Source organism: Chromohalobacter beijerinckii, from assembly GCF_023061185.1.
GTDB classification, from domain to species: domain Bacteria; phylum Pseudomonadota; class Gammaproteobacteria; order Pseudomonadales; family Halomonadaceae; genus Chromohalobacter; species Chromohalobacter beijerinckii.
Genome location: NZ_JAKGAK010000002.1, coordinates 78,242 through 96,164, shown reverse-complemented (window position 1 = coordinate 96,164; position 17,923 = coordinate 78,242). Strand labels below are relative to the sequence as shown.

Here is a 17,923-nt window from a genome sequence, read left to right as displayed (position 1 = left end):
TTCGTTGCAGGGAGACATTATGATTTGGCAATTGATCGCGGTGATATTTGCCGGCCTCGGCGCGGCGGGGATCGGATTGATCCTGCGACAACTTAGCGGCAAGCGCTTACCCCGCTGGATCGTGCCGGCACTAGCAGGCGTAGGAATGATCAGCTATCAGATCTACTATGAATACAGTTGGCTAGCCTCCAAGCAGCAGCAACTGCCCGACTCCGCCGAGGTCGTCGACGTCAAATACGATTCAATGTTCTGGCGCCCCTGGACGTATTTTTTCCCTTTACCCGTCGCCTTCGAGGTAATCGATCGCGATCATTTACGCACCACCGAGGCCAACGGCCAACACATGGTGGAATTCATCCTCTATCGTTTCGAGAAACAGGTCACGGACCGCGTGACCCATCAGGCCTACCTGATGAACTGCGGTGAACGGGAATGGGTGCCGCTGGTCGGCGATGAGCGTCAACCAGATGCCTCCGCGCTGCATGACATTGGCACCGACACCCCGCTTTACCAGGTCCTATGTGAAACCTCCTGATCATACGGACGACTGACGCGCGCCAGCGGATTACCCTAGAATGGCCGCAAACATAGGGGAGAGAGCATGTTTGCTGGCTGGCTACTGATCGTCGTATCGCTGATCTACATTGCCGTATTGTTTGCCATCGCCTGGCGTGGCGACAGCCAGGCCAAGCGCCATGGACCGGGCAGACGGCGCCCCATCGTCTACAGCCTCGCGCTGGCGGTCTACTGTACGTCGTGGACGTTCTACGGCGCTGTCGGCGAGGCCGCTACGTCAGGCTGGTCATTCGCCAGCATCTTTGTCGGCCCGATTCTGACCTTCCTGCTGTTCTGGCCTGTGTTAGCCAAGATGATCCGCGTCGCTAAACGCCAGAACGTGACCTCGATAGCCGACTTCATCGCTTCGCGCTACGGCAAGACCCAGTCCTTGGCAGCGTTCGCCAGTCTAGTGGCCTTGATCGGCACGCTGCCCTACATCGCCTTGCAACTGAAGGCCGTGGCCTCGGCGTTCACTGTGCTGACCGACAGCGCCGACCTGACTCGTGCCCCTGTATTCGGCGATACGGCCTTCTATATCGCAGCCGTCATGGCGCTGTTCGCCATTCTCTTCGGCACGCGACATACCGATGCCACCGAGCATCACGAGGGGCTGATTCACGCCATCGCCTTCGAATCGGTGGTCAAGCTACTCGCATTTCTGGTCCTCGGCGCCTATGTCACCTGGGGCATGTTCGACGGCCTCGGCGACCTCTTCGGCCGCGCCGATACCTATCTGGAGTTGCAACGCCAACTGACCGAGCAGGATTTCGGCCACGGCTTCTGGGCACAGACGCTGCTGGCAATGCTGGCCATCTTTTGCCTGCCGCGCCAGTTCCACCTCGCCGTGGTGGAAAACACTCATACGGATGACGCCAAGCGTGCCCGCTGGCTATTTCCGGTGTACCTGGCCGCCATCGGCTTCTTCGTGCTACCCATCGCTGCAGCGGGCCTGACGATGTTTCCCGATGGCGACGTCAATCCCGATACCTTCATGCTGGCGCTGCCCATGGCCGGCGGTAGCGAATGGCTGGGACTGCTCACCTTCATCGGCGGGCTCTCGGCAGCGACCGGCATGGTCATCATGGCCGCCGTAGCGGTGTCGATCATGATCTCCAACGAGATCATCATCCCGGTACTGTTCCGTCTACGCTGGTTCGTCACCGAAGGCGACTACGCCAAGCTGGTACTACGTGCGCGACGCGCGACCATCGTCGTCATCCTGCTGCTAGCCTACATCTTTTATCGCCTGATCGCCGAATACAGCACCCTGGCCTCGACGGGCATGCTGTCATTCGCCGCGGCCGCCCAATTCGCGCCTGCCTTGCTGGGCGGGCTTTACTGGAAACGTGGCAACCGCCTCGGTGTCATTGCCGGCATGAACGTTGGTTTCGCGGTGTGGGCCTACACACTATTGCTACCGGCGCTGGTGCAAGCCGAATTGCTGCCGATGACCTGGCTGACTAGCGGTCCCTTGGGGCTCGACTGGCTGGCACCGACGCATCTGTTCGGGCTCAACGTGGGTGACAGCTTCACCCATGGCGTGATGCTCTCGCTGGGTCTCAACCTGTTCTGCTACATCTTTGTTTCTCAGATCACCCCACAGCGCGTCGTCGAGCGCATCCAAGCCTCACTATTCGTCGATAGCGTCGAAACCCGCCAGACCTCGGTCAACCGCCCCTGGACCGGGGCCACCACGGTGGGCGATCTCAAGGTTCTCTGCGAGCGCTTCCTGGGGACCAGCCAAGTACAGCGCGCCTTCGAGGACTATTCACGCCGTGGCGGCCAGTCTGTGGATGACAATACCCGCGCCTCGATCGACGTCATTCAGTTCACCGAACGGCTATTGTCCTCGGTACTCGGGGCGTCCTCGGCACGCATCGTGGTCAATTCGGCGCTGCAAGGAAGGGGCATTGGCATCTCCGATGTCATCTCGATCGTCGACGAAGCCTCGCAGGTGCTGGAGTTCAACCGCGCCCTGCTGCAAGCGACCATCGAGAACATCAACCAGGGCATCAGCGTGATTGATCAGAACGCGCGTCTGGTGGTATGGAACCAGCGTTATCTGGAGCTGTTTCGTTTCCCCGACAGTTTGATCCGGGTCAACGCGCCGTTCGACAAGATTCTGCGCTACAACGCGCATAACGGCGAATACGGCCCTGGCGACCCTGAGGAGCACGTCGAGCTGTTGATGGACAACATCCGCCAGGGGCAACCTCACCGCTACGTGCGTTACCGCCAGGACGGCACGGTGCTCGAGGTTCAAGGCAACCCCATGCCAGGCGGCGGCTTCGTCTACACCTACCAGGACATTACTCAGCAAAAACGCACCGAAGAGGCGCTGATTCGCTCCGAGAACAACATTCGCATCTACACCGACAATGTGCCGGCGCTGATCGCCTATTTCGACAAGGAATGCCGCTACCTCTTCACCAACCGTGCCTATGAAGCGGCGATGGGCATCGACCGCAACGAAGCGATCGGCGAACGCTTCGACCACGTCATGCCCGCCCAGGTCATCCGCGAACGTTCGCCGTGGATGCATCGTGTTCTGGCCGGTGAGCGGGTGAGCTTCGAAATCTCACAGGACGACGGCGACGGCGGTGTGCGTTACATGCTGGTGACCTACACGCCCCACTTCGGCGAGGGCGAGAGCGTGCTCGGGTTCTTCGCTCTCTATCAGGACATTACCGAGCGGCGTCTGGCAGAAATCGCCCTACGCGAAACCAACGAAAATCTCGAGGAACGCGTCCGCGAGCGAACCCAGGCGCTATCGGAAGCCAACGCGGCCCTGCGCCAGGAAAACCGCGTGCGTGCCGAGGCCGAGTCGGCGCTGCGCCAAGCCAAGCAGGTCGCCGAGGAGGCCAACGCCTCGAAGACACGTTTTCTGGCCGCCGCCAGTCATGACCTGCTCCAACCGCTCAACGCCGCGCGCCTGTTCACCTCCGCACTGGGGCAGCAGGTCGAGGCCGAGGAGCTGCGTCATACCATCGGCCATATCGACAATTCGCTACAGGCCGCCGAGGAGCTTTTGAGCACGTTGCTCGACATCTCCAAACTCGATGCCGGCGCCCTGACACCTCGCCGTACGCAGTTCCCGCTGACCGACATCCTGCGGCCGCTGCGTGCCGAGTTCGAAGTCATGGCTACGGATCGCGGGCTCGACCTGGATGTCGTTGCCACCGGGACCTGGGTGGACAGCGACGCCCAGATGTTGCGGCGCATCGTGCAGAACTTCCTCTCCAACGCGCTGCGCTATACACAGCAGGGACGGGTGCTGCTGGGTTGCCGGCGCCAGGGCGAGCAATTGAGCATCGAGGTCTGGGATACCGGTCCGGGCATTCCCGAGGCCAAGCAGACGGAAATCTTCCAGGAATTTCGGCGCCTCGATCAGGCCTCGCGTCACAAGGAAAGCGAGAAAGGCCTGGGGCTCGGGTTGTCCATCGCCGACCGTATGAGCCGAGTGCTCGAGCATCCCATCAAGATTCGTTCGTGGGAAAATATCGGCACCGTATTCTCTGTGTCGGTGCCTCGCGTCGAGGGACGCCAGCAGGAAAAAAGTACCGAGGACACGCCTACGCGGCGTCCTGGCAACAAACTCGCGGGCGCTAGAGTCCTATGCATCGACAACGAGACCCTGATTCTCGAAGGCATGAAAGCGATGCTCGAGGGCTGGGAGTGCGAAGTCTTCACCGCCACGTCCATCGGTGGGGCCAAGTCGGTTCTGCGCCATCTGGACAGCGATCCCGAGGCTATTCTCGCCGATTACCACCTGGACAACGAGGTCACTGGTTTGATGGCCTTGGAAGCGCTCGAGGAGCTCTGCGAGGGCCCCGTTCCCGGTATCGTGATCACCGCCGACCGTACCGACGAGGTCGCCGAGGAGATTCGCCGCAATGGCTATCAATTGCTGCTCAAACCGGTGCGCCCCGCCGCCTTGCGGGCACTTTTGACACGCACTCTGCAAGCCAATCGTGCCGCTCGTCAGGATCGCTAGCGCGGACGCTCAGGGCCGAGTATCGGTAATAGTCAAACTCAATCGGTTCTCGACCCAACCGCTATTGGCCAACCCTGGGTCTCTAAGTTAACCTTCAGACATTCGATTAACCATGGTTAACTTAGAGTTGCTACCATGCTGAGTACAATTTCTGACAGCGCAATACGCGCGCAAGCGGCATCGACACTCAACGGCAAGGCACAACGCTGGGGATGGACGGCCTTCTTCGGTCCTGCACTAATCGCGGCGGTGGCCTATATCGACCCCGGCAACTTCGCTACCAATATCGAAGCGGGATCGCGCTACGGCTATACACTGCTGTGGGTAGTGCTCGTCGCCAACCTGATGGCCATGCTGATCCAGACCCTGTCAGCACGTCTGGGACTCGCCACCGGGCGCAACCTGCCCCAGGTGATTCGCGCACGCTATCCACGCCCCGTGGTCTGGTCCTATTGGATACAAGCAGAGGTCGTAGCCATCGCCACCGACCTCGCCGAGTTTCTCGGCGCAGCGCTGGCCTTCAACCTGCTGTTTGGGCTGTCATTGATGGAAGGCGCATTGCTCACCGGGGCGATCACCTATCTGGCGCTGCATCTCTACCGCTACGGCTTCCGACTCATGGAAATCGTCATCGGCGCCATGATCCTGGCCGTGGCGGGCGGTTTCATTCTCGAGCTGGTGCTCAGCCGGCCGCAACCGACGCCGCTGCTCGAGGGTCTGCTCATTCCCGGCTTCCCGGATAGCTATTCGCTCTATCTGGCAGCGGGCATACTCGGCGCTACGGTCATGCCGCATGTCATCTACCTGCACTCGGCACTGTCGCAGCAACGGATTCAGGTGAAAGACGACGCCCATCGCATACGCTTGATGCGTTACTACCGCCTGGATGTCATCATCGGCATGGCCATCGCCGGCATGATCAACCTCAGCATGTTGGCCATGGCGGCGGCTGCCTTTCATGCCAATGGCCATCTTGATGTCGCCACCATTAGTGACAGCTATAAACTACTGGCACCGATGCTCGGCCAGGTCACGGCCAGCCATGTTTTCGGCGCCGCCCTACTACTCGCTGGTCTATCGTCGTCCATCGTCGGTACGCTCTCGGGACAGGTGATCATGCAAGGCTTCATGGCCTTTACGATCCCCCTGTGGCTACGCCGTCTAGTGACCATGCTGCCGGCGCTGGTGATCATCATGCTCGGCGTGTCCGAGCAGAAGGCCTTGGTCGCCAGTCAGGTGATTCTTAGCTTCGGAATTCCGTTCGCACTCATCCCACTGCTTTTTTTCACCGCCAATCGCCGTATCATGGGCAACCTGGTCAATCACAAATCGGTAACCGTGGTGGGCGGTATTGTGTGCACGTTGATCGTCGCCCTCAACGCGTACGTGCTATTTTCTACGTTCACGGGACACTGAAAGCAGGGGTTGCATGAAGTCTCAGCCCAAGCACGAATATTTCAAACGCGTCCGGCAGGATCATCAGACCGAATTGGTCGAGGATTATGTCGAGGAAATCGCGCATCTGCATACGCAACTGGGCGAAGCACGTGCCAGCGATCTGGCCGAGTGTTTCGGCGTCAGCGCGGCGGCGGTGTCGAAAGTCATCGCACGCTTGAAACGCGACGGGCTTGCTGTCGCTCGCCCCTATCGCGGGATATTCCTGACCGATGAGGGGGACGCGCTCGCCAAGCGCGTCATGGCACGCCACCGGGTGGTACTCGATGCCTTGCGGGCACTCGGTGTGCCCGAAGAAGTCGCACGTGCCGACTCCGAAGGCATCGAGCATCACTGCAGTGAAGAAACCGTGAACGCCATGCGCGATTTCCTGGGCCGCCAGCCGCCTTCATAGGCTGTCTTGCATGCCCTGAGAGCGCGCACAGATACGAAGAAGCCGTTCCCTTAAAAACCAAGGGAACGGCTTCTTGTCTCTCACACGGCCTCGTATGCTGCCGCTAAGGCGCTCTAGGACTCGACCTTGGGCGGTTCGACCTCGAGTTTCTGTGCGGCGATGACCGCCTGCGTGCGCGAATGCACCCCCAATTTACGGAGTATCGCCGTAACGTGCGCCTTGATGGTCGCCTCTGAGACATTGAGCTCATAGGCGATCTGTTTGTTGAGCAAGCCTTCGTTCAACATGTTGAGCACACGAAACTGTTGCGGCGTCAGCGAGGCGATGGCCTCGGCGAAGCGCGCTTCATCTTCGTTCGACTCCCCGAGAACATCGGCCATCTCCTCGGGCAACCAGACCTCCCCTTCGAGCACTTGGCGGATCGCCTCGGCGATAACATCCAGTGACGAGGACTTGGGAATGAAACCCGAGGCACCATAGTCGATGGCGCGACGCACTACCGGCGGCTCCTCACTGCCCGAAATGACGACCACGGGCACCTCGGGCGACTGACCGCGCAGTTGGATCAGTCCCGAAAAGCCATGTGCGCCCGGCATGTGCAAGTCGAGCAAGATCAGGTCGGCATCGGGATGGCGCATCACCATGTCGGACGTCGCCTCCATGGTATCGGCTTCGACGATCTCCGCCTGTGGCGCTACTTGGCGCAACGCCTGGTTGAGCGCGGCACGAAATAGCGGGTGGTCATCGGCGACGATGAATTTCTGGGCAAAAGCCATTGTGTCTCCTCCGGATCCCCCTGGAGCGAACGGTCGTGCCGCGATTGTCATCGGCAAGCATCAGGTTCACTTCTTGTTTTCAGCATGTTACCCCATGCTGTAGACAATACCCAAGCCTTGCGTCGACGCACCCCCGAACGTTCCTGGTGGCACGAAAAAGCCGGCCATCGGCCGGCGAAAGTCGGGCGGGCACCCGAGGCGAGCTGGCGTGCCGCCCCGTGTCGAACGAACCGACGCTAGATACCCACCCCAACGCGTATCAACGATTGGCGCGGTGCTCGATCAACTCATCGACCACGCTCGGGTCAGCCAGCGTACTGGTATCACCCAAGCCCTCGCACTCGTTAGCGGCTATCTTACGCAAGATACGCCGCATAATCTTGCCGGAACGGGTCTTCGGCAGCCCTGGCGCCCACTGAATGACATCGGGCGTCGCGATCGGCCCGATATCCTTGCGCACCCATTGCGTCAATTCCTTGCGTAGCTCCTCACTAGGTTCGACGTCGTCACCCAGGGTCACGTAAATGTAAATGCCCTGCCCCTTGATGTCGTGGGGATACCCCACCACAGCGGCTTCAGCCACGGCGCTGTGTGCCACCAGCGAGGATTCGATCTCTGCGGTGCCCATGCGGTGCCCGGAGACGTTGAGCACGTCGTCGATGCGGCCCGTGATCCAGTAGTAGCCATCCTCGTCGCGGCGGCAGCCGTCACCCGTGAAATAGACGCCTTCATAGGCGGAGAAGTACGTCTGCACGAAGCGTTCGTGATCGTTCCAGATGGTGCGCGCCTGACCGGGCCAAGAATCGAGGAGCACCAGGTTGCCCGAAGTAGCGCCTTCGAGCACATTGCCATCATTGTCGAGCAGCGCCGGGCGCACGCCGAAGAACGGCCGCGTGGCGGAGCCCGGCTTGAGATCGGTGGCCCCCGGCAGCGGCGTGATCATGATCCCGCCGGTCTCGGTCTGCCACCAGGTGTCGACGATTGGGCAGCGCGAGTTACCGATCACACGATGGAACCAACTCCAGGCCTCGGGGTTGATCGGCTCGCCCACCGATCCCAGCACACGCAGGCTGTCACGCTGGCTGGAATCCATGATGTTCTCGCCATGCGCCATCAACGCGCGGATCGCGGTCGGGGAGGTGTAAAGGATCGATACCTGGTGCTTGTCGATGATTTCGCCGAGGCGACCATGCGAGGGATAGCTTGGCACGCCCTCGAACATCAACGTAGTCGCGCCGTTGGCCAGCGGGCCATAGACGATGTAGCTATGTCCGGTGACCCAGCCCACATCGGCGCTACACCAGTACACTTCCCCTTCGTGGTAATCGAATACATAGCGATGCGTCAGCGCCGCATAGAGCAGATAGCCGCCGGTGGTGTGCTTGAGCCCCTTGGGACGCCCAGTGGAGCCAGAGGTGTAGAGGATGAACAGCGCATCCTCGGCGTTCATCTTCTCCGCCTCGCATTCGCTGGACTGGCGCTCGACCCACTCGTGGTACCAGACGTCGCGGTCGTCGTGCCATTCGATCTCGCCGCCGGTGCGGCGCACCACCAGCACTTTGTCGACGATATCGGTGCCGTCGCGGGTCATGGCAGCATCGACGTTGTCCTTGAGCGGCACATGCTTGCCACCGCGCACCGACTCGTCGGCGGTGATTACCACACGCGATTGGGCATCGACCACGCGCTGTGCCAAGGCATCCGGCGAAAAGCCGCCGAAGACCACCGAGTGCACCGCACCGATACGCGCGCACGCCAGCATCGCCACCGATGCCTCGGGGATCATCGGCATGTAGAGCGTCACGGTATCGCCCTTGGTGACGCCCATTTCCTTGAGTGCGTTGCTCAAGCGGCACACCTCAGCATGCAGCTCGCGGTAGGTAATGGTCTTGTCTTGCCCCGGATCGTCGCCTTCCCAGATGATCGCTGGCTGATCGCCGCGGGTCTCGAGATGGCGATCAAGACAATTGTAGGCGGCGTTGAGCTCGCCATCCTCGAACCAGCGAATATCCACGTTGGAGGAAGCGAATGAAGTATTCTTGATCTTGGTCGGCGCCTTGAACCAATCCAGAGACTCGGCCTGTTCCGCCCAGAAGCCTTCGGGATCGTCGACGGAGCGCTGATAAAGGCTCAGATACGTCTCGTTATCCGCCCAAGCATTGGCGGCGAAATCCTCCGCCACCGGGTAGACTTTCTGCTGTTCGGTCATGGCTTCCTCGCAAAGGTCGAGAAATGGATGATCGGCCACACGCTTGCCAACGTGACCGTCCAAGAATGTGTCACCAGCATATACCCCTAGCCCCCCTGGCTCCCTATCAGACCTTGGTATTACCGATTTTTCTTTTTAATTCATTGAGTTACGTCATTGTCACAAGCGTTTTGCGCAACGAAGCGAAGTCGCTGTCGACAATATCGGCAGTGGTACGCCGTTCCACGTCGAGCCCGAGCGTGGCGTCGCGCGGAAAAATGATGCTCGGTGTCGCAGCCACAACGATAACGATAAGGTGCGGGACTCGCCCGGGAGACATCGAAACGGTGCGTGGTACGTGGCGGCAAACCGTAGAGCTGCTGCATGACGGTCCGCCATTCATGACCATGCGGACGGGTGGGCGGTCCATCGAGATGAAAGACCAGCCAGTGCGCCATCTCGTGCGGCACGACGTCTTCCATGAACGCCTGGCGATTCTCGCGCAGCAGGACCGGATTGAAGCGTAGACCTCCGCGCGAAAAATGCGCCTGGCCAGCCCCTTTGCCACGCAGGTCCAACCACACGGCGGGGCGCGGCAGGGAAGGATGAACATCGAGAGCGACGCGCCAAGCCGCCTCGACGCGCTCATATAACGCTTCGTGGAGGGCCGGCTCATCGAGCGACACTAACCAATCATTATCGGGAGAGGGCAAGGTGACAGACATCATGGGATGCTAGAATGCCGCGCAACGCGACAGGCGTCCACCACTCACCGACCGCTCCCTTTCAAGAGGCTTTTCATGTCCGAGACGTCGCCCCCCATGCCACTGCTCGACGACACAGCGCTCGAGACCCTCGACGATTTCCTGGAATCCGATCACGTCGATCCCGAAGCGCTCGACTTGATTGGCGCACACGGATTCCTCGTCGCCCTGGCGATCGCGCCGGTCGAAACCCCGGCGGCCACCTGGATCGCCGAACTCTTTCACGGCGAGCCGCAATTCACCGACGCCGCGCAGCGCGAACAGATGCTCGGCCTGTGCGAAGCGCTCAAGCAAAACGCCATCGATGCGCTCGAGCATGGTCACCTGCCGGAGCTGCCCTTCGACCTGGAACTCGACGGCCTGCCGCCCGAAGAAACGCCCATCGGCGACTGGTGCGCTGGCTTCATGGAAGGTGTGTTTCTCCATGAAGGCGCCTGGTTCGAGCACGACGAAGCCCGCGTCGCGGAGCTGTTGCTCCCCTTCATGGCGCTATCGGGCCTCTTCGAAGACGAACCCGACATGCACGAACTGATCACCGACGACGCCCGGGCCGAAGCACTCGTCAAGCAGCTACCCGAGCTGATCCTGGATCTCTATCTGCACTACCGTGTTCCCGAGGAAAAACCCAAGCCCACGCCGCGCAAGAAGAAACCCGCCGGGCGCCCAGGCAGTAAGGGTCGCCGCTAGGCACGCGTTCAGCGCAACCGCGTCATCCACCCGTTGAGGGTGCCGAAAACCCACTCACGGCAGCGCTGAGTCCAGGGGCGATAGCGCCACTGCTCCCAATGGATTTCCTCGCTGGCGGCGAAGTTACGCTCGAACAGAGCCGCCACGTCGCGGGCGAATCTCGTATCCTCGACTTCCTGGTTAGCCTCGAGATTCCACTGCAGGCTCCAGTGATCGAAGTTGCACGAGCCGATCGACGCCCAATCGTCGACCAGCACGAACTTGGCGTGAATGAAGGTCGGCTGAAACTCGTAGATGCGTACCCCGGCCCGCAAAAGTCGCGCGTAGAAACGTTGCCCGGCATAGCGAATGCTCGGATGGTCGTGGCGCGAGCCCGGCAGCAATAGCCGCACGTCAAGGCCCAGGCGCGCGGCGCGGATCAGGCGCCGGCGCAGGCTGAAGGTCGGCACGAAGTAGGGCGTGCACAGCCACAACCGCCGCTCGGCAGTGGCAATACGCTGATGCAGCGAATGCCGGATCGCCTGGTAACGATGCCCACGCCCGCTGATCATCCGTCCGCGCATATTCTCCGTGAGTGGTGCGATGGAGCGCGAGGTAGGCCAGTGACGCGGCGCCGCCTTGCGGCGCGTCAATGGCGACTCCCAGAGTTGCGCGAACAGGCCGACCCAATCCGCGACGACCGGCCCCTCGATACGTACGGCGACTTCATACCACGCCTCGACGAAGGAATCGACGGCGCCGAAACCACCGGTAAAAGCCAGCTTCTCGTCGACGATCAGCAGCTTGCGATGATCGCGCGACAGATTCTTGCCCAGTTGATGCCAGGCCAGCGGATTGAAGAAACGTAGCGCCACGCCGGCCTGACGCAAACGCTCGCGGTCAGCATGCGCGAGCTTCATCGAACCATACCCATCGAGCAGTACCAGCACCGTGACACCGCGCCCGGCCGCTGCACACAAGGCATCGATCACGCGTGTGGCGAGCGTTCCCGATTCCATCAGGTACAATTCGAGATAAAGCGTGGCGCGCGCTTCATCGATGGCTGTAAACAAGGCGGGAAGAAAGCGTTTGCCTTCCGGCAACAAGGTGAAACGATTGCCTACCTGCCAACGTCCGCGCATGGTGTCTCCTTGAATTCGCCGCCTGCGCGGCGGCTTGATCATGCACCATTGACGCATGTTTGCAACGTCGCTGAAAAGCGCCAGCCTTGGGCCTACCCGGCCTGACTGGCTATACTGCTTCATCGCGTTCCTTCAAGGCTAATGGATGGCTGTTCTACGCACGTTCCTCGCTCCCTTGCGCGCCCTGTGCCGCAGGCTGCTCGACCACTGGCTCGACTACCATCATGTCGAAGCGCAGCAGCCCACACTCGATGCCATGCGGCCCACACTCTACGTGTTGCCGCACCCCGCCTTCTCGGACAGGCTGGCACTCGAACTGATGACACGCCGCGAGGGCCTTCCCAGTGCCCGAGGCAGTGTCGTGCTCGGCGAGACACGCCTTCCCGCTTGTATCGCCCTACCCCGGCTCAGTCGCGGGCTGACGCAGGTACACGGACGACGCTCGCTGCACCTCGACACCTTGCTGGCAGAGCTAGCCGACGCGCCCGATCGAGATGTCCAGCTAGTACCGGTAAGCGTGTTCTGGGGACGCGCCCCGGGCAAGGACTTCGGCTTCTGGAAACTGCTCGCGGCGGATAGCTGGCAGTGGAGCGGACGCCTGCGCCGACTCTTGTCGATGGCGGTCAATGGCAAGCACGTGCAGGTACATATCGGCGCCCCGTTGCAACTACGCACGTTGATCGAGACACGTCCGTTACCGGTCGCCCAGCGCAAGACGGCACGCGTGCTGCGCGTTCACTTTCGTCGTGTACGCGCCCGTGTGCTGGGTCCCGATCTCTCGCATCGCAATACGTTGATCCGCGGCGTGGTCGACAGCCCACAAGTGCGCCAGGCGATCTCCGACGCGGCCACCGCCCGTGGCACCAGCCCCGAGCGTGAAACACGCCGGGCACTGCGTTATGGCCGCGAGATCGCTTCCAACACCTCCTACCCGGTACTGCGCTTCCTCTACCAACTGCTGCGCAGGCTCTGGAACCGTCTCTACGACGGCGTCACCGTCAACGGGCTCGATGACGTCAAGGCGCTGGCCGGCGATCACGAATTGATCTACGTGCCCTGTCATCGCAGCCATATCGACTATCTCTTGTTGTCCTACGCACTATTTCGCGAGGGATTGATGCCGCCGCACATCGCGGCAGGCCGCAACCTCGACATGCCGGTAATCGGCGCGCTGCTACGTCGAGGAGGGGCGTTCTTCCTGCGCCGCAGCTTTCGTGACAATCGCCTCTACGCAGCGGTATTCAACGAATACGTGCATCGTCTGATTTCGCGCGGGCACCCACTGGAATACTTCATCGAGGGCGGACGCTCGCGCACCGGGCGCATGCTGGCGCCGCGCCCTGGCATGCTCGCCATGACCCTGCGCTCCTTCGCCCGCGACCCCCGCCGCGAGGTCGCCTTCGTTCCCGTCTACGTGGGATACGAGAAGGTGCTGGAAAGCGGTAGCTACCTCAAGGAGTTGCGTGGCGGGCACAAGAAGAAGGAGTCGCCCTTCGACCTGTTGCGCATCGTACGCCGGCTGCGACAGTCATACGGGCATGTCACGGTCAATGTCGGCGAGCCGCTCATGCTCAGCGGCTTTCTCGACCGCCAGGTACCCGATTGGCGAGACAACCGCCGCCAAACACGCCCCGACTGGCTGAACCAGGCCGTGCCCGCGCTGGGCGCCAGCCTGGGCCAGCGCATCAACGCGGCAGCAGCCATCACGCCGGTTTCGTTGGTCGCCCTGGGGCTTCTGGCCAATTCGCACCACGCCATCGAGGCCGACCTGCTCGAGCGTCATATGCGCTTGCTAGTGGATTTGAGGCAGCATCTCCCGGGCGGTGAGCGAATCACTCTGCCCGAAGGCGAGCCTCGGGACTGGATCGCCCATACCGCTCAATTGGAGTTCATCGAACGCCGCCAGCAGGCACTCGGCGAACTCGTACTCGCCACGCCAGAACAGGCCACTTTATTGACGTGGTATCGCAACAACGTCTTGCACTTGTACATCGACATGGCACTGGTCGCCTTCGCGTATCGGCATAACGCACGCTTCAATACCGAGGAGCTGCTGACTCTCTTGGGGCCCGCGTGGCCGGTACTCGCGCATGAGTTTCACCTGCCCGTCGATGCCTTTGCAACGCGGCTGGAACGCGCCTTGGCGGCACTCGCATCCGAAGACCTGCTGATTGAGACCGATCACGGTTGGGAGCGCCCGGCGGGGCACCTGGCCAGCAGCGAGCATCTACGCCTGCTAGGTCGGCTGGTACAGCCAACCCTGGAGCGCGGTTATCTGCTGTTGGCCGTGTTGCTACGCGAAGGAAGCGGCACCCTGACCCGCGAGGCGCTAGAGGAACAAAGCCGTCAGTTGGCTGAACGCCTCACCCTGCTCTCCGGGCTCAACGCACCGGAGTTCTTCGACAAACGCCTGTTCAGCGGCTTGCTCGACACCCTCGAGTCTCAGGGCTGGTTATGGCAGGAAAACGACAAACTATGCTATGACAGCTCGCTCGAAAACGCTCAGCGTCGCGGGCAAGCACTCTTCGATCCCAGCCTGCACCACCGCCTGACCCAGTTGGTACATCGCCGGTCATCGTAGTAATCGCCGGTCATCGTAGTATCAGGTGCGTGAAAATTATCGTCACGCGGATTTCAGGCTGCGATGCACGTAGAGATCGTAGCGACTGGTCTTGCCCTCGAGCACGTGATCAGGTGCCGGGCCCTCAAGCGGCGGCGCGCGGCGGGGGCGCTTGACCACTACCCGGTGCGTAGCAACGTCCAGGGCAGCCTCCAGCAAACGTGACGCGTCGTCATCGTCACCGGCCAGTTCGCGGAAGACGCGCATCTCCTTCTTGACCAACGCGCTCTTGTCACGGTGTGGGAACATGGGGTCGAGATGCACCACCTGCGGCGCAACGTCGTGAAGCGCCACCAGCGTCGCCAGCTCACGCGCGGCATCGCCATTCGCCACCCGCATGCGCGCCACGATCTCGGCGGCCTCTTCATCCGCTCGGGCACGCCGCACGCCATCTTCGAGCAGGGCGTATATCGCCGCCACGCGCTCGATCAATAAAATCTCGGCGCCGAGACTCGCCAGCACGAAGGCATCACGCCCCAGCCCCGCCGTGGCATCGACGATGCTCGGCGTCACACCGTGCGCCAGTCCGCATGCTTTGGCGATCAGTTGCCCACGCCCACCGCCGAAGCGGCGCCGGTGCGCGACTTTGCCGGCGGTGAAGTCGACCCGAATCGGCGCACCGTAGCGCCGCGCCTCACCCGATAGCGCCAATCCTTCAGGCGTCATCACCAATCGCAAGGCAGCGGTGGCGTCACCCTCGGCTTGCCAGGGCAGCCCCAGCCGCGCGGCCAGGTCGCGCAATGGCTCGCCCATGGCGACGACGGATTCGTTCATGCAACCCACACCAACAGAACGATGCCCAGAATCAGACGGTAGATGACGAACGGCAACATGCCGATGCGATCCAGCGCGGCGAGAAACAACTTGATGCACAGCCACGCCGCGACGAATGACATCAGCGTCCCCGCGATGATCGTACCCCAGGCCACACCCTCGCCCGCTTCGACAAGCTCAATGCCCTTGAGCGAACCAGCGGCGAGAATCAGTGGGATCGACAACAAGAACGAGAAACGCGCGGCGGCCTGGCGGGTAAAGCCCAACAGCAAGGCGGCGGTAATGGTAATCCCCGACCGCGACGTCCCAGGTATCAATGCCAAAGCCTGAGCGAGCCCGATGATCAGCGCATTGCGCAGCGACATCGCGGTCAACGCATGGCGGCGGCTACCGCGTACATCCGCCCACCACAGCAGCAAACCGAAGAGCAGCGTGGTGATAGCGATCACCAACGAGGCACGCAGGTACGACTCGATGACGTTTTCCAGCAAGAAACCGATGACCACGGCCGGCAGCGTCCCGATAATCACCGCCCAGCCCAGGCGGCTTTCCGGCGTTGCCGGCCCGCCGCGACACTGCGACACCCAATCACGCACGATTCGAGTCACTTCACGGTGGAAGACCAGCATCACCGCGGCGAGCGAGCCGACATGTACAGCCACATCGAAGGCCAATCCTTGATCGGGCCAGCCCAGCAACTGCGACGGGAGAATCAGGTGAGCGGATGACGAAATGGGCAGGAATTCGGTAAGGCCTTGAATGATGGCCAGCGCAACGACGTGCAACCAATCCATGAAATGTCCTTGAAGCAACGAAAAAATGACGCTGCGTACGAGCGTGCGAGCACGCCATTATTATTCTCGGGAGCTTAAGAAACGCTTAGGCGCGTTTCCACGCCACTTCATTGCGCAAATACACCGGGACCGCCTCGTCGGCGGCGGGACGCTCCCCCGCCTCCCAGGCCTGTGCCGCCAGTCGCACCATGTCTTCGGCGGCAGGCTGCGGCTCACTCAGGCATTGGCCGAGCGCCGATTGCACCTCGACGGGCATACGCTCGCGTAAGGTCCAGCCCGAGCCGATGCCAACCCAGTCGACATCGTGAAAGGCCGCAGGCAGGCGCAACCGCTCCGGTATCAACACGGCTTCCTCCACGAGTGGCTCGAGCGTGCCGTCGTGGCAACGATAGGCAGCGGCGTATATCTCGTCCATGCGCGCGTCCATTGCCGCCACCACATAGCGCGCATGGAGACGCCGATGCGCAGCAAGCGCCAGGGCTTCCAAAGTAGATACACCGATCAAGGGACACTCGAGTGCGAAAGCCAGCCCCTGCGCCGTCCCGGCAGCGATACGCAAGCCGGTGAACGAGCCCGGCCCACGACCGTAAGCCAACGCATCGAGATCGGAGAGACCGACGCCTGCCTCGGCCAGCACGTCATCGACCATCGGCATCAGCAGTTGGGTGTGTTGACGCGGGGCGTCACGATAACGGGAGATGACATGGCCATCGCGCCACAGGGCGCAAGAACAGGCGCTAGTAGAGGCATCCAGGGCCAACAGAGTAGGCATCGGCGATCATTGAGCAGCGGGTGAGCACGCACTATAAACGTGCCATCAGTCATTGGCAAAACGCCCGGCGCACCGCCCGATGCAATCTTGACGCAGGTCGTCAACGAGACGGTAAAGGGCCAGGGTCTGGCCCAGAGCGTGACTCTATGATGCCCGCAGGCATGTCGAAACGCCTTGGCGTCATGGCTAGCTTCTTTCAGATTCTAGCCAGGACATGACGTAGTGGGAGTAAATTTATTCACGATGGAAGCTGGCAGCCCCCTATCGGGAACAAGTTCTCTCCCACTGAAAAGCCGCACGGCGGGGAGAAACTTATCCCTCGAGCGCTGTGAGCACCTGCTGGCGGATCGACTCGACGCTGCCAGTACCTTCCACGCGGTGGTAGGTTGGCGCGCTTTGCGGGTCTTGCTGCGCCCATTCGCGGTAATACTTCACCAGCGGCTCGGTCTGCTCATGATAGACGGACAAACGATTGCGCACGGTCGATTCCTGATCGTCGTCGCGCAGCACGATCGCTTCACCCGTCACGTCATCCTTGCCCTCTTCCTGGGGCGGCTGGTACTCGACGTGATAGACACGTCCCGAGCCCGGGTGAACCCGACGGCCGGCCAGGCGCTTGACGATTTCCTCGTCATCCACGGCCACTTCCAGCACATGGTCGAGTTTTACGTCGGCATCTTTCATGGCATCGGCCTGGGGGATCGTGCGTGGGAAACCATCGAACAAGAAACCGTTGGCGCAATCCGGCTGGGCGATACGCTCCTTGACCAGCGAGATGATGATATCGTCGGACACCAGACCACCGCTGTTCATGATCTCTTTGACCTTGAGTCCCAGTTCACTTTCCTCCTTGACCGCCGCACGCAACATGTCGCCGGTAGAGATCTGCGGAATGTCGAAATGCTCGCAGATGAATTGGGCCTGGGTGCCCTTGCCTGCGCCCGGGGCGCCCAACAAGATCAAACGCATCGATAGTGCTCCTTGAACGAGTCATCACATGTTCGTTATTAGCTATGGCATGCTCCA

13 protein-coding genes and 1 pseudogene are annotated in these 17,923 nt (G+C 61.4%); 6 read left to right on the top strand and 8 right to left on the bottom strand.

Annotated elements, in window-relative coordinates; translation table 11 throughout:
- Positions 1-19 precede the first annotated feature (19 nt).
- The 4 genes and pseudogenes from L1075_RS02490 to mntR all read left to right on the top strand — a co-directional run.
- A complete protein-coding gene (locus L1075_RS02490; protein ID WP_040244560.1) occupies positions 20-535 on the top strand; it encodes a hypothetical protein in 516 nt (171 codons plus the stop codon).
- A gap of 66 nt (positions 536-601) precedes the next feature.
- The gene (locus L1075_RS02485; RefSeq protein ID WP_040244562.1) at positions 602-4,552 is read left to right on the top strand and encodes a hybrid sensor histidine kinase/response regulator; all 3,951 of its coding nucleotides are present in this window, start codon (positions 602-604) and stop codon (positions 4,550-4,552) included.
- A 135-nt stretch (positions 4,553-4,687) separates the two neighbouring features.
- Positions 4,688-5,968, top strand: a complete 1,281-nt coding sequence (locus L1075_RS02480; RefSeq protein WP_040244565.1) for an Nramp family divalent metal transporter — start codon at positions 4,688-4,690, stop codon at positions 5,966-5,968.
- Positions 5,969-5,978: 10 nt separating this feature from the next.
- Positions 5,979-6,401, top strand: a pseudogene (mntR, locus tag L1075_RS02475) (manganese-binding transcriptional regulator MntR); the annotation flags it as partial.
- Positions 6,402-6,514: 113 nt separating this feature from the next.
- Here the strand turns inward: mntR and L1075_RS02470 are convergent.
- The 3 genes from L1075_RS02470 to L1075_RS02460 all read right to left on the bottom strand — a co-directional run bounded on the left by L1075_RS02470 (position 6,515) and on the right by L1075_RS02460 (position 10,093).
- The gene (locus L1075_RS02470) at positions 6,515-7,177 is read right to left on the bottom strand and encodes a response regulator (protein WP_040244569.1); all 663 of its coding nucleotides are present in this window, start codon (positions 7,175-7,177) and stop codon (positions 6,515-6,517) included.
- Between the two features lie 259 nt (positions 7,178-7,436).
- On the bottom strand, positions 7,437-9,386 hold the full coding sequence (gene acs / locus L1075_RS02465) for an acetate--CoA ligase (RefSeq protein ID WP_246939934.1): 1,950 nt from the start codon (positions 9,384-9,386) through the stop codon (positions 7,437-7,439).
- 140 nt (positions 9,387-9,526) lie between these two features.
- On the bottom strand, positions 9,527-10,093 hold the full coding sequence (locus L1075_RS02460) for a SprT family zinc-dependent metalloprotease (RefSeq protein ID WP_040244571.1): 567 nt from the start codon (positions 10,091-10,093) through the stop codon (positions 9,527-9,529).
- Positions 10,094-10,165: 72 nt separating this feature from the next.
- Here L1075_RS02460 and L1075_RS02455 point away from each other — a divergent pair, with 72 nt between their 5' ends.
- Positions 10,166-10,816 carry a YecA/YgfB family protein gene (locus L1075_RS02455; protein ID WP_246939665.1) on the top strand — a complete coding sequence of 217 codons (651 nt, stop codon included), beginning with the start codon at positions 10,166-10,168 and terminating at the stop codon, positions 10,814-10,816.
- Between the two features lie 8 nt (positions 10,817-10,824).
- Here L1075_RS02455 and L1075_RS02450 read toward each other — a convergent pair whose 3' ends face one another.
- Positions 10,825-11,937: a phospholipase D-like domain-containing protein gene (locus L1075_RS02450; RefSeq protein ID WP_246939662.1), complete on the bottom strand. Its 1,113-nt coding sequence runs from the start codon at positions 11,935-11,937 to the stop codon at positions 10,825-10,827.
- 145 nt (positions 11,938-12,082) lie between these two features.
- On the opposite strand from L1075_RS02450, the gene plsB reads away from it, so the two are divergent.
- A complete protein-coding gene (plsB, locus tag L1075_RS02445; protein ID WP_246939659.1) occupies positions 12,083-14,518 on the top strand; it encodes a glycerol-3-phosphate 1-O-acyltransferase PlsB in 2,436 nt (811 codons plus the stop codon).
- A 42-nt stretch (positions 14,519-14,560) separates the two neighbouring features.
- Here the strand turns inward: plsB and L1075_RS02440 are convergent, their stop codons facing one another.
- The 4 genes from L1075_RS02440 to adk form a co-directional block, all read right to left on the bottom strand.
- Positions 14,561-15,331, bottom strand: coding sequence for a class I SAM-dependent methyltransferase (locus tag L1075_RS02440; protein WP_075370336.1), 771 nt, complete (start codon positions 15,329-15,331; stop codon positions 14,561-14,563).
- Complete coding sequence (locus tag L1075_RS02435) at positions 15,328-16,125, bottom strand: undecaprenyl-diphosphate phosphatase (protein ID WP_246939656.1); 798 nt, start codon at positions 16,123-16,125, stop codon at positions 15,328-15,330. Before L1075_RS02435 ends, L1075_RS02440 begins: the two co-directional genes overlap by 4 nt.
- 85 nt (positions 16,126-16,210) lie before the next feature.
- Positions 16,211-16,897, bottom strand: coding sequence for a tRNA (adenosine(37)-N6)-threonylcarbamoyltransferase complex dimerization subunit type 1 TsaB (gene tsaB / locus L1075_RS02430; protein ID WP_040244583.1), 687 nt, complete (start codon positions 16,895-16,897; stop codon positions 16,211-16,213).
- A 312-nt stretch (positions 16,898-17,209) separates the two neighbouring features.
- On the bottom strand, positions 17,210-17,866 hold the full coding sequence (gene adk, locus L1075_RS02425) for an adenylate kinase (RefSeq protein ID WP_040244585.1): 657 nt from the start codon (positions 17,864-17,866) through the stop codon (positions 17,210-17,212).
- Positions 17,867-17,923: the final 57 nt, after the last annotated feature.